This window comes from Pedobacter sp. 01T416_2 (assembly GCF_056398925.1).
The window spans coordinates 1-5485 of the sequence record NZ_JBFTQI010000387.1; the positions used below are offsets into that span (position 1 = coordinate 1).

Genomic DNA, 5485 nt, shown 5'->3' on the forward strand with positions numbered 1-5485 from the left:
CAGTTTGGTTCATATTTATTTGGTTAGCCCCTTACTATAAAAACCAGTTTGGTTCATATTTATTTGGTTAGCCCCTTACTATAAAAACCAATTTTAGCTTTCCTGATAATTGAACAATCTGCCTTGGCATCACACTGAGATTTAAGATCAGCGTTAAGCGCTATTAGGGTAAGTGTTGGTCGTACTTACTTCAGCATCATGTTCGAACGGAAAGGTAACGGTTTACCTGTATTGAGTATTCGAAGCTAAGACAACTACAATTTTAAGGATAGCACAATTGTTTAAATTTATACCCAGTTTGTTTAAGTGATGTAGAAAGTGCCTTTATGCATCAAAAAAAGCATTAAAGTGGTAACATCCATTTTATTTTAAACACAATTGTCTTATCCGCATGAGCATATAGATGGGGTATGAATCTAATGTGTCCCGCCTTTTAGCAATGTGCGTCACGCTGTTTTCCATTTAGCGAAGCTATATTACATATGCAGCAGACAAAAATATGATTTAACCCTTGCCCAAGGTTTTTGTAGATATATCTACAGAAATAAGCTTAAATAAATCATCACAAGAGAAAAAACAACTAGGAGCTTATCTTTATAACGATTGCTCATATTCCTGTAAAAAAAACGGCACCACAATAACTAAACCAGATAATGGTTAAAATATATTTTATGGAGCCAGACTATACCTGCCCCATTATTTATTATCTGTATATTGAACCGTTAATAATTTTATTGTATACCAGGATAGCAAAAGCCGTGGTTATCCTTCAGAGTAAAAACAAACAGATGAAATATAAAATATACTTTCTTGCTGCATTTTTGGTAATGGCATCTGCTAAAACAAGGGCACAAGCTTATCTATCTTCATCAGCTGAACTGATCAAAAGGGTTCTGCCCAAACAGCATCAGTTTTTTTTAATCGAAAGCATTGTTTCTGAAAACGGCATGGATGTCTTTGAAATTGAAAGCGAAAAAAACACCATCATTTTAAGAGGGAGCAGCGGCGTAGCTATTGCTTCGGCTTTTTATTATTATTTAACGGAATATGCACATTGCCAGATAACCTGGAACGGCGTTAACCTTAAATTGCCCAAGAACCTACCGGTGGTTAAAAATAAAGTAAGGAAATCTACACCTTACGAGTACCGCTATTACCTTAACTACTGCACTTTTAATTACAGCATGAGCTGGTGGGACTGGGCCAGGTGGGAAAAAGAAATAGACTGGATGGCACTTCATGGCATTAATATGCCCTTAGCTATTACCGGAGAAGAATATACCTGGTATCTTTTGTATAAAGAAATGGGCTTTAGTGATAACGATCTAAAGGATTTCTTTACCGGACCAGCTTATTTTTCGTGGTTCTGGATGGGGAACATAGATGGTTGGGGCGGCCCCCTGCCATTGGACTGGATGAAAAGTCACTTCGAACTGCAAAAGAAAATCCTGGCCAGACAGCGTTCTCTTGGCATGAAACCTGTTCTGCCTGCATTTACAGGGCATGTACCAGCCGCGTTTAAAAAGAAATTTCCAAATGCGAAACTGAAGGCTACAAACTGGACCAATGGTTTCGCAGACACTTATATCCTCGATTCGGAAGATCCCATGTTCGCCGCTATCGGAAAAAAGTTTTTACAGAAACAGACCGCGTTGCTGGGTACCGATCACCTCTACTCTGCTGATACCTTTAACGAAAATGAACCACCATCATCAGAGCCTGATTTTTTAGGTAAACTGAGTGCAAGAATTTATGATGGAATGTCGCAGGCAGACCCCAAGGCTATCTGGGTAATGCAGGGCTGGCTATTTTATAGTGATAGAAAATTCTGGAAAGAGCCCCAAACAGAAGCCCTTTTAAAAGCCGTACCCAATGACAAGATGATATTGTTAGACCTGGCCACAGAAATAGAACCGGTATGGAAACGCACTTCGGGATTTTACGGAAAACCTTGGATCTGGAATATGCTGCACAATTTTGGCGGAAACACCAATCTTTTTGGGCGGATGGACGTAATTGCCACCGCACCTGCACAAGCCTTGAACGATCCACAAAGTGGCAAGATGAAAGGTATTGGCCTCACAATGGAAGGTATTGAACAAAACCCGGTATTGTACGAGTTGATGATGGCCAATGTTTGGCAATCGAAACCGATAGATCTAAAAACATGGCTGCCTAATTTTGTTTTTAACAGATACGGAAAAAACAATCCCAATGCGCAAAAGGCATGGGAAATTCTAAGAAAAACAGTATATAATGTACCCCAAGATAAATACATCAGAGATGGTGCAGAATCTATTATTCAGGCACGTCCAACACTTGATTCACTGACCCGCTGGGCTAAAACGACCTTAAATTATCAGGAGCGGGATCTGTTACCAGCCTGGGATGAACTCATAAAGGCCGCGCCAACCTGCGGTAATAGTGATGGTTTTCAGTACGACATCGTGGATGTAACCCGACAGGTCATGGCAAATTATGCTCTGCCTTTACAGCGAAATTTTGTAACCGCCTACAAGAAAAAGGATATGGTTACCTTTAAGGCAGAAAGCCAAAAATTTCTTCAGCTTATTGACGATATGGACAAACTATTAGCTACCCGAAAAGATTTTATGCTTGGTCCGTGGGTTGAGCAGGCAAGAACATGGGGAAACAATCCAGCTGAAAAAGCACTTTACGAAATGAACGCGAAAGATTTGATTACCCTATGGGGTGATGAAAAAAGTCCGTTAAACGAATATGCCTGCAGACAATGGAGTGGTTTGTTCAGTGATTTTTACAAACCGAGATGGGCGCTTTTTTTCAGATATGCATCAAAGGCCATCGACAATCAAAAAGAAATCGATATCAAACAGTTTAACAGGGAGGTAAGTGCCTGGGAATGGAGCTGGGTAAACCAAAGGAAAGATTATCCCCTAAAAACGGTTGGCAGTTCAGTAAGTATAGCCATTGAGATGCATAAAAAATACAGAAGCATAATTGAGAAAGCGCATCAGTATCGCTAAGCTAACATTAATGGGAACACTAATGGGAACACTTGCAGGTTCCTACGGGTAAGGACCGTCATCAGCCTGAAAATATTGTACTTTTGCAACTATGAATATACTGCAAAAAACCGTATTTATCACTGCTCCAATGCATGCGGTATGGGATAGCCTTACTGTCCCTGAGTTTATTCAGGAATGGACATATGATAGCCCTATTGAAATACAGACGGATTGGGAAGTCGGTAGCGAAATAATCACAAGCGGGGATCTGCACGGGATCCCGTTCATCAATTCAGGAACAATCCTGGAACTGGATCCCGGCATCAAACTCTGTTATAGTTTTTTAAGTTCTCTCTCCAATTTACCTGATACCGAAGAAAGCTACTGTATATTGGAATTTAATTTGATACATGAAGATAAACAGACCAGGCTTGAGCTTACCATTCGCAATTTTCCTGACGAGGTGATCCGTAAGCACCTGGAGCTGTATTGGGGGCCCACAGTTGAACTCATCAAGCAACAAACAGAAAACCGTCAAATATAAATACCTGCCAGGCAACATCAATACCCTAACTTTGCGTTCCATATCAAGGATCCAGTTTGAGCCTTACAAGCCGCTAACTACTCCTGCAAAGCCGCCTCTAGGCAAGCATTGGATTTGCAGTGTACCCGATTTTTTGATGCTTTTGGTTTCGCTGGTAATCGATTTCCCATCTGCTCCATCTTTAAATAACTGGAGAGAATRATCTGCATTGCTCAAAAATTTCAAATTTAGATCGAGTGTTTGCGGGGTATCTTTTCCGTTAAGTCCGGCTACATACCAAAGCTTCCCCTTTCTTCGTGCAATAACGATCATTTCGCCGGGATAGCCCTGGATCAATTTGGTTTCATCCCAGGTTGTGGGAAAATCTTTTAGAAAATTCTGTGGCCCTGCTGATAAATTATAATATGCAGATGGCCTGTCTGCAAAATGTTGTAAACCAGACTCAAATACCACTGCCAATGCCAGTTCGTGCGCAAAGGATGTTTTGTGCTCATGCTGCGAATCTGAAAACGTTACCGGCGTGTAATCCATAGAACCGATTATATTACGGGTAAACGGAAGCGTGGTATTATGTGTAGCAGCTTTATCCGTTAAGATTGAAGTATTGTTATACCATTCTGCTCCATAAACTGCTTCGGTAGTCATTAAGTTCGGGTAAGTACGGGCCCAGCCGCGGGGCACGGTAGCGCCGTGAAAGTTAACCAGTAAATGGTATTTTGCAGCATCTTCCAGAATATCTATGTAATATTTCATCATATCCTGTTGGTCTCCCGCAAAAAAATCTACCTTAATACCTGAAACCCCAATGCTTCTCAACCATGAAAATTCTTTTTCTCTTTTCTCTTTTGTCAACAGCCTGTCTACCGGAGTCGCACCAAGCCAATCTGTACCAGAATTGTACCATAAAAGTGTTTTGATGCCTTTGCTCTTTGCGTAGCCCAAGGCATCTTCCACCTTTCCTCCATTTGACATAACGTCCCATTCCCAGTCGATCAATACATATGGCCAGTGCATTTTTACGGCAAGGTCGATGTATTCAATCACTTTCTTATAGTCCTTTGATCCGTGATTATATGCCCAATATACCCAGGCTGCACTTCCAGGTTCAATCCATTTGGTGTCTTTAAAGGCAGTAGGCTCACTCACGTCGGTAATCAATGTACTCTGTACCAGATCGGCTAACTCCCCGATGATCATCACATGCCACTGCGATTTCCAGGGAAGACTGGAAATAACCCCACCCCTCAGATTCTTTTTGGCCGAAGAGTAGGTTACCTTGTATATGTTTTTGTTTTCTTTATTGTTAAGCCGGGCTGCGCAATTTTCTTTGCTGATGCCCGCCTCAGAAATTAACACCCATAATGGCTGACTGTTAACTTTATATAATGCCGGATACCCCCAGTCACTATTGTTTTTTTCGTTGGTTCCGGTGGTAGAAAAAGGGAAAAAATCCTCATAGGCTTGGTTATATGGCTGCATCCATCTTCCACTGCCTGTAGGAACTACATAGGCAGTAGTTTCATCTATAATGGAGAAACTGGAGTCTTTGCGATTGGGAAAGCTATACCTGAACGCAACCCCGTCGTTATAAACTTTAAAAGTGATATCCAAGGGCTGATCTGATGGATTCTTATAACTGAATGTTTTTTCAGTGCCAAAATTCTCGCAACGCTTTCGCTTTCCAGTCACCATTTCATATTTGTCATGAACAGCAACAGCCTTACCTTCCCCAATAAGCCTGAGATTCGATACGAACTGCTGATCTTCCCTTGAAATACCTAGCGGTGAGCTGGGCAGCACTTCAATATAAGCACTTCCTTTTTTATAAAGCACGTTAAAATGTACCTGACCTGAACCTCCCTGACCAGCTTGTTGCATTTCTACAACTACTTTAATTTTTTTATTGGGCGATAGAATTTGCTGGGCATACCCAACTGAACTGAAAATAAGGCTC

General features: G+C 41.2%; 3 protein-coding genes. 2 read left to right on the plus strand and 1 reads right to left on the minus strand.

The genetic code is table 11. From position 1 onward, the window contains the following. Window positions 1-653 precede the first annotated feature (653 nt). Together AC1DPQ_RS16180 and AC1DPQ_RS16185 are read left to right on the plus strand one after the other, a co-directional pair. Entirely contained in the window at window positions 654-3005 is a 2352-nt protein-coding gene (locus tag AC1DPQ_RS16180; protein WP_477610243.1) for an alpha-N-acetylglucosaminidase, read from the plus strand. Between the two features lie 91 nt (window positions 3006-3096). After that, window positions 3097-3531 carry an SRPBCC family protein gene (locus AC1DPQ_RS16185; RefSeq protein ID WP_477580618.1) on the plus strand — a complete coding sequence of 145 codons (435 nt, stop codon included), beginning with the start codon at window positions 3097-3099 and terminating at the stop codon, window positions 3529-3531. A 63-nt stretch (window positions 3532-3594) separates the two neighbouring features. Here the strand turns inward: AC1DPQ_RS16185 and AC1DPQ_RS16190 are convergent. Next, the coding region (locus AC1DPQ_RS16190) for a glycoside hydrolase family 97 protein (protein ID WP_477610244.1) at window positions 3595-5485 on the minus strand (1891 nt) is incomplete at its 5' end.

Excerpts from the sequence above, each read along its gene's own strand:
- AC1DPQ_RS16180 (WP_477610243.1), top strand. The coding sequence starts at position 654 with ATGGTTAAAATATATTTTATGGAGCCAGACTATACCTGCCCCATTATT.
- AC1DPQ_RS16185 (WP_477580618.1), top strand. The coding sequence starts at position 3,097 with ATGAATATACTGCAAAAAACCGTATTTATCACTGCTCCAATGCATGCG.